The sequence below is a fragment of the Microbacterium sp. ZW T2_14 genome, from assembly GCF_044987405.1.
Lineage (GTDB): Bacteria > Actinomycetota > Actinomycetes > Actinomycetales > Microbacteriaceae > Microbacterium.
Genome location: NZ_JBJDRK010000128.1, coordinates 1 through 1,242 on the forward strand (window position 1 = coordinate 1; position 1,242 = coordinate 1,242).

1 protein-coding gene is annotated in these 1,242 nt (G+C 74.8%); it reads right to left on the reverse strand.

Annotated features, from left to right (window positions below; all coding sequences use genetic code 11):
* Positions 1-1,242: hypothetical protein (locus ACI3KY_RS20270; protein WP_404931917.1), on the reverse strand; the 1,242-nt coding region annotated here is incomplete at both ends.

Genomic DNA, 1,242 nt, shown 5'->3' on the forward strand with positions numbered 1-1,242 from the left:
GGCGTCGGTCGCTTGGGCGGCCGCCCAGACGCCGGCCGCCGAAGCGGACGCGGTGGTCGCGGACGACGCCATGCCGGTGGCCTTCAGCGTGACCGCCGCTGCGGTCAGATCGCGGGCGAGCTCGGCGCGCACCGCGTGGTCGGCGAAGGTCAGTGCGATCACGGCCGAGACGGCGGCGCCGTCCTCGGCGCTGACGTTGCCGGTGGCCGTCGTGACGACGGGAGCGGTCTGGGTGGCGGTGGACGTGTAGGTTCCGGTCAGCGTGAGCGGGGAGCCGGTGCCGAGCCGCGACAGCGTCGTGACGTTCGAGATGTTGACGGCCATGACCGTCGAGATCGCCGCCTCCGACGCCACCCCGCCCTGCGCTTCGGCCGTGGCGGGCGACGTGGACTGTGCGGTCAGGCTCAGGTCGGCGACGCCCGTCAGGGTCGCGCCGTCGCCCACCTCGGCGATCGCGCGATCGTTGGCGATGTTGAGCGCGATGCTCGCGCCGATGCCGGTCGTCGCGCCGGCGAGGGTGCCGGGCAGCGCACGGGCGATCGTGTCGTTGTCGGCGGTCGCGGCGAACGCCAGGTCGGCTCCGGGAGCGGTGACGGTGACGCCGCTCAGGATGGCCGCACGGGTGAGGAAGCTCGCGATGTTGACGGCGAGCGCCCCGGCGGCGCCGACGATCGAGGCGCCGCCGGCGCCCGACACCGACTGCGCACGATACTCGTTCACACCGGCGACGGTGCGCGGGGCGGCGGTGGCGGATGCCGTGACCCCGGTCGCGGTGAATGCGACGTTGCCGATGCGGGCCTCGGTGCGTGCGTTGGCGAGGTTCACCGAGACACCGACACCCACGCCGGCCGCCGATCCGCCGACCGCCGAGCCGTCGGCCTCGGTGATCGCCGATCCCGACGAGACGGCGGAGACCGCGACGCCCGTGCCGCCCGCCGTCACCGCGAGAGGCGAGGCGCCGCCGACCGTGGCGATGGTCTCCTGGTCGAGCTCCGAGAAGGCGAGCGCACCGGCGACGCCGATCGCTCCGCCCGGTGCCGAAGCGAAGCCGCCCGGCTGCGATGCCGTCGCGGTGGTGGCGCTCGGCGACGTGCCGTTCGCCGTCGATCCACCAGGGCTCGCGGTCGCCTTCGTGAGGAGGGTGTGCGTCGAGTCGGCCGTAACCGTGAGCGCTCCGCCGGCGACGATCCCGGCGGGTGCGGTGCTGTCGATGACGGCCGCGGTCCGGGTCGTCGCCGGCGG